Origin of the sequence: Streptomyces fuscigenes, from assembly GCF_021556455.1 — a bacterium.
In the GTDB taxonomy this organism is placed as follows: Bacteria; Actinomycetota; Actinomycetes; order Streptomycetales; family Streptomycetaceae; genus Streptomyces; species Streptomyces fuscigenes.
In genome coordinates, this window is record NZ_JAKGCV010000350.1 from 1 (window position 1) to 5,937 (window position 5,937).

At 72.6% G+C, this 5,937-nt stretch carries 4 protein-coding genes; 1 reads left to right on the plus strand and 3 read right to left on the minus strand.

The genetic code is table 11. The features are described 5' to 3' along the window. The 3 genes from L1885_RS22005 to pyrG all read right to left on the minus strand — a co-directional run. The coding region (locus L1885_RS22005; protein ID WP_235798898.1) for an AAA family ATPase at window positions 1-907 on the minus strand (907 nt) is incomplete at its 3' end. Between the two features lie 319 nt (window positions 908-1,226). Continuing rightward, entirely contained in the window at window positions 1,227-1,853 is a 627-nt protein-coding gene (locus L1885_RS22010; RefSeq protein WP_235798899.1) for an NUDIX domain-containing protein, read from the minus strand. Between the two features lie 135 nt (window positions 1,854-1,988). Then, window positions 1,989-3,653, minus strand: coding sequence for a CTP synthase (pyrG, locus tag L1885_RS22015; RefSeq protein ID WP_235798900.1), 1,665 nt, complete (start codon window positions 3,651-3,653; stop codon window positions 1,989-1,991). 381 nt (window positions 3,654-4,034) lie between these two features. Here pyrG and L1885_RS22020 point away from each other — a divergent pair, with 381 nt between their 5' ends. After that, window positions 4,035-5,843, plus strand: coding sequence for a glycoside hydrolase family 15 protein (locus L1885_RS22020; RefSeq protein WP_235798901.1), 1,809 nt, complete (start codon window positions 4,035-4,037; stop codon window positions 5,841-5,843). Window positions 5,844-5,937: the final 94 nt, after the last annotated feature.

Sequence of the window (5,937 nt, forward strand, 5' to 3'; positions counted from 1 at the left end):
CGGCCGGCACGGAGCAGCCGGCGAGCGCGGAGGCCGTGTGCGCGTCGGCGATGCCCTCCGGGGCCAGGGTGAGCAGCCGCAGCGTGTGCGCGGCGGACGGCGACAGCGAGTCGTAGGCCAGGCGGAAGGCGCGGGCCAGCGGGCGGTCGCCCTCCGGGACGTCCGTTTCGGGCGGCAGCTCGCGCAGCCGCCGCGCGAGGTCGGCGACGGAGGCCGTGGGCCGGGCCGCGAGCCAACCGCCCGCCAGCACCAGGGCGGCGGGCTGGCCGCCGCACTCCTCGGCGAGCGACTCGGCGGCCTGCGGGTCGACGGTGATGCGCACGGCGCCCGTGTAACGGCCGAGCAGTTCGACGGCGGCGGCGCTGTCGAGGCCGCCGACGGTGCACGGCCGGACGTCGGGGATGCCGGTGAGCGGGCCCCGGGACACGGCGACGACCAGGCAGTCGGCGGTGTCGGGCACGAGCGGGTCGACCTGCTCCGCGTCGACGGCGTCGTCGAGCAGCAGCAGGGCCTTGCGGGCGGCGAGGACCAGGCGCACGCGCTCCGTCAGGGCGTCCTCGTCCTCCCCCGGCGGCGCCTCGACGCCGAGCGCCACGAGGACGGCGCGGGCGGAGCGCTCCCCCGGCACGGGCTCGCCGCCGGGTTCCGACAGGGCGACCCGTACGACGCCTCCGGGGTAGCCGTCGCGCAGCCGCCGGGTGATCTCCTCGGCGAGCGCGGTGCGCCCGGACCCCGGCCGGCCCGCGACGAGCAGGACGCGCGCACGGGGTTCCTTGCGGCCGGCGATGGTGTTGAGCCCGGCGCGGTCGAGGTCGGCGCGCAGCTGGACCAGCTCGCGGCGACGGCCGAGGAAGGGCGGCCCGGCGGCCCGGTCCGGGCTGCTCACGTCCACCGCCTGATCCGTCATGGGATCACGCTCCGTCCACCTGACCCAGACCGGGTGTCCCGCGAGGGCCCGCGGGGGCCCCGAGCCTAGTTGACCGGCCCCGGCCCGGACGCCGGGCGTGCCCGCGGAATCACCAGATCGGATCAGCCGACAGTCCGATCGGCATCCGATCGGGTCGGGGGCCCGCAGGAGGGTGCGGAACGCGGGCGCGGAGGCCGGTGTCGGGAGGGCGGGGACCCCGGAGCCGAGGCTCCGGGCACCCGAGGCCGGGGAGCCGCGGGGCCGGGCGCCGGGAAGCCGGTGGGGGAAGCCCGGCCCCGGCCCGCCGCCCGCCGCGGTGTCAGGACGTGAACGGGCGGGCCGGCCAGGGGGCGTCCGCCGGGCGCAGCGCGTCCGGGCCGTCGCCCGCGAGCGCCGCCGTCAGCGCGAGGACACCCACCGTGAGGCAGGAGTTGTGGAGCTCGCCGGCCAACACCCCGCGGGCCAGGTCGGCCAGCGGCACCCGGGCCAGCTCCATGTCGGCCTCCTCCTCGGAGACCTCGAAGCGCTTGCCCTCGGCCTCGCCGAGGTCGCGCGCCAGGAACACCCGCACCGCCTCGTCGGACCCGCCCGGGGACGTGTACATGTCGGCGAGCACCCGCCAGTCGCCGGCCTTGACGTGCGCCTCCTCGTACAGCTCGCGCTGCGCCGCGTGCAGGGGGTTCTCGCCCTCGACGTCGAGGAGGCCCGCCGGGATCTCCCACAGCTTCTGCCGCACGGGGTGGCGGTACTGGCGCAGGACGACGACGTTGCCGTCGTCGTCGAGCGCGAGGATCGCGACGGAGCCCGGGTGGACCTGGTAGTCGCGCTTGACGACCGAGCCGTCCGGCATGACCACCTCGTCCGTGCGCACTCCGGTCTTGTTGCCGCGGAAGGGCACCTCGGTCCCGGTGACGCGCCACTCCTCGGGGGCATCCTTGACGGTCATGAAACGCAACCTCCACACGTAACCGGTGAAACGGACGGCCGGGGCGTGCGGATCTGCCCGATCCGTACGCCCCGGTTCCACCGTATCGCCAGGTGCCGCGCGTCCCCGCGGCCGCTCGGGACCGCGGGGGCCGCGTCAGGCGTCGGTGCCGAGCTTGCGCTCCACCGCGGCCTTGACCAGGCCCGCGAACAGCGGGTGCGGCCGGGTGGGGCGGGAGCGCAGCTCCGGGTGCGCCTGCGTCGACACCAGGAACGGGTGGACGCTGCGCGGGTACTCCACGTACTCGACGAGCTTGTTGTCGGGCGAGGTCCCCGAGAACACCAGCCCGGCCTTCTTCTCCAGCTCCGCGCGGTAGGAGTTGTTGACCTCGTAGCGGTGCCGGTGGCGCTCCTGCACGTACGGCTCGTCGTCGTACGCCTCGCGCACCAGCGAGCCCTCGGCGAGCTTCGCCGGGTACAGGCCGAGGCGCATCGTGCCGCCGAGGTCGCCCGCGCCCTCCACGTACGCCAGCTGCTCCTCCATCGTGGAGATGACCGGGTGCGCGGTGCCCGCGTCGAACTCGGTGGAGTTCGCGTCGGGGATCTCCGCGAGGTTGCGTGCCGCCTCGATGACGATGCACTGCAGGCCAAGGCAGATGCCGAGCAGCGGGATCCGGTTCTCGCGGGCGTACTGGATCGCGCCGATCTTGCCGGTGACACCGCGGTCGCCGAACCCGCCCGGGATCAGCACGCCGTCGACGTCGGCGAGCTGGCGCGCGGCGCCCGCCGGGGTCTTGCACTCGTCGGACGTCACCCACTTCACATTGACCCTCGCCCGGTTGGCGAAGCCGCCCGCACGCATGGCCTCCGTCACCGACAGGTAGGCGTCAGGCAGGTCGATGTACTTGCCGACGAGGGCGATGGTGACCTCGTGGTCGGGGTTGTGCACCCGGTCCAGCAGGTCGTCCCAGACCGTCCAGTCGACGTCGCGGAAGGGCAGGTCGAGCTTGCGCACGACGTACGCGTCGAGGCCCTCGGCGTGCAGCACCTTCGGGATGTCGTAGATCGACTTGGCGTCGATGGCCGCGACCACGGCCGCCTCGTCCACGTCGCACATCAGCGAGATCTTGCGCTTGATGGACAGCGGGACCTCGCGATCGGCGCGCAGCACGATCGCGTCGGGCTGGATGCCGATGCTGCGCAGCGCCGCCACCGAGTGCTGCGTCGGCTTCGTCTTCAGCTCGCCGGAGGGGCCGATGTAGGGCAGCAGCGAGATGTGCACGACGAAGACGTTGTCGCGGCCGACCTCGTGGCGCACCTGACGCACCGTCTCCAGGAACGGCTGGGACTCGATGTCGCCCACGGTGCCGCCGACCTCCGTGATGACCACGTCGACGTCGTCGGTGGCCATCCGCCGGATGCGGTGCTTGATCTCGTTGGTGATGTGCGGGATGACCTGCACGGTGTCGCCGAGGTAGTCGCCGCGGCGCTCCTTGGTGATCACCGTGGAGTAGACCTGCCCGGTGGTGACGTTGGCGCTGCCGTCGAGCTCCACGTCGAGGAAGCGCTCGTAGTGCCCGACGTCCAGGTCGGTCTCGGCGCCGTCGTCCGTGACGAACACCTCACCGTGCTGGAAGGGGTTCATCGTGCCGGGGTCGACGTTCAGGTACGGGTCCAGCTTCTGCATGGTGACCCGCAGACCGCGCGCCTTCAGCAGCGCTCCGAGGCTGGAGGCGGTGAGGCCCTTGCCGAGGGAGGAGGCAACACCGCCCGTGACGAAGATGTGCTTGGTCGTCGAGGATGTCGTGGATCGGTTCGGCATGGCCAAGAGGGGGCTCCCGTGGTCGCGGTCTGAGGTGGCGTCGCGGCGGCTTCGGTGCGCCCTGTCTGCGAGTTTCACGCCTGAGGGAGACCACCGGTCCACGGGCTACCAGACTAACAGCGCCCGGGAGCGACTGCTTCCGGCCACGTCCGGCGGGCGCCTCCGCCCGCCTCGGCCGTGACTCACCCGTTCATCCGACCTATGGTGCCGTGAGCGTGACGCAGAAGGGCTGGGTGCGTCGTATCCTGCTCGGACATTCGCTGCCGAGTCAGGCCGGCAAACGGCACCACCCCAGCCCGTATTCCCGGAAAAAGAGCTCGTCAACGACCCCTTGACCGCAGTAAGCGCCCTCGTGAGGGCGACGTGGCCGTTGAACTGGAGATGCACGTGGCAGGGCGCATCGAGGATTACGCACTCATCGGAGACATGCAGACCGCGGCACTGGTCTGCCGGGACGGCACGGTCGACTGGCTGTGCCTGCCCCGCTTCGACTCCCACGCCGTGTTCGCTGCCCTGCTGGGCACCGACGAACACGGTTTCTGGCGACTGGGGCCCGCCTGTCCTGCGGGTTCCGAGCCGCCGCGGGCCCAGCGGCGCCGGTACGCCGGCGACTCGCTGATCCTGGAGTCGGAGTGGGACACCTCGGCGGGGACGGTCAGAGTGACCGATTTCATGCCCCCGCGCGACGGCGCCCCGCAGTTGATCCGCATCGTGGAAGGCGTCAGCGGGCAGGTCCCGATGCGCTCCACCCTCCGCATGCGCTTCAGCTACGGACGGGTCACTCCCTGGGTGCACAAGGTCGGCGACCGCACGGTGGCCGTCGCGGGCCCCGACTCCGTGTGGCTCGACACCACCGCCGAGACGTACGGCAAGGATCTGACGACGTACGCCGACTTCACGGTCTCCCCCGGCGAGCGGGTCGCGTTCACGATCAGCTGGCAGCCCTCGCACCGCCCGCAGCCGGCCCTGCCGGAGCCCGAGAGCTCGCTGGAGGCGACGGCTGAGTTCTGGCGGGACTGGGTGGACCAGTGCACGTACCACGGCCCCTACCGGGAGGCGGTGGTCCGCTCGCTGATCACGCTGAAGGCGCTGACGTACGCGCCGACCGGCGGGATCGTCGCGGCGCCCACCACCTCGCTGCCCGAGGAGATCGGCGGCGTGCGCAACTGGGACTACCGCTACACGTGGCTGCGGGACGCGGCGATCACGCTGTCGTCGCTGCTGCGCACCGGTTACCGGGAGGAGGCCCGCGCCTGGCGCGAGTGGCTTCTCCGAGCCGTCGCGGGCGACCCGGAGAACCTCCAGATCATGTACGGCATCGCCGGCGAGCGGGAGTTGGGCGAGGCGGAGCTCGACTGGCTTCCCGGCTACGAGGGCTCCACGCCCGTGCGGGTCGGCAACAACGCCGCCCACCAGCTCCAGCTGGACGTGTACGGCGAGGTCACCGAGGCCCTGCACCTGGCGCACATGACCGGGCTCGCCCGCAACGACTACGCGTCGGTCCTGCAGCTCAAGCTGATCCAGTACCTTCAGGCGCACTGGCACCAGCCGGACGAGGGCATCTGGGAGGTGCGCGGGCCGCGCCGCCACTTCGTCCACTCGAAGGTGATGGCGTGGGTCGCGGTCGACCGGACGATCAAGCTGGTGGAGTCCGGCGACGCGGAGGGCCCGCTGGAGGAGTGGCGCGAGCTGCGCGACGACATCCACCGCGACGTGTGCGAGAGGGGCTTCGACCACGAGCGCAACACGTTCACGCAGTCGTACGGCTCCCGGGAGCTCGACGCCTCGCTGCTGCTGATCCCGCAGGTCGGCTTCCTGCCGCCGGACGACAAGCGGGTCATCGGCACGATCGAGGCGATCCAGCGCGAGCTGTCCACGCCGGACGGCTTCGTGCTGCGCTACCCGACCTCGGGCGGTGAGGCGGGCCTGGACGGGCTGGCGGGCGACGAGGGCGCGTTCCTCGCGTGCTCGTTCTGGCTGGCCGACGACCTCGCCATGATCGGCCGGGTGGACGAGGCGCGCAGGCTGTTCGAGAAGCTGCTCAGCCTCCGCAACGACCTCGGGCTGCTCGCCGAGGAGTGGGACCCCAGGGGGCAGCGCCAGGTGGGCAACTTCCCGCAGGCGTTCAGCCACGTCCCGCTGATCGACACGGCGCTGCGGCTGACCGCGTCGGGCGCCTACTCGGGCTGATCCCCCACGCGGGCCGCGGGCCGCGGGCCGGGCACGGCGCGCGGCGCCGCGAGGCATGGCACGCGGGGGCACCGGCCGGGGCACGGCATGCGGC